The 279-nt window shown below is 52.3% G+C and carries 1 pseudogene; it reads right to left on the reverse strand.

The features are described 5' to 3' along the window. A pseudogene (locus tag AC0L3S_RS39315) lies at positions 1-279 on the reverse strand (hypothetical protein); the annotation flags it as partial.

The raw sequence follows: 279 nt of genomic DNA on the forward strand, positions 1-279 counted from the left end.
GCCAGAAGAAAGTTATCTCCCACCTGTAAAAAGCTGGTCGAGCCAGAAGCGTCGATTGTTTTCGCAACCTGTCCAGTCGTGCCAGTTGTAGTCGTGCCAGTCGTAGTCGTGCCAGTCGTAGTAATCGAGCCAATCCTTCCGTCGCCATTGAGGTCTTGGTGGAAAACAGTCTCAAAGGCTTGCAGCGATGTGCTGGTTGGGCTTGCTCCCGAGAGCAGGTCTTTAATGTAGTTGCCGTTGGTATCAGTGCTCCAGATGTTGTAGAGGCCTGAAGCGGTA

Source organism: Bradyrhizobium sp. Ken01, from assembly GCF_055807355.1.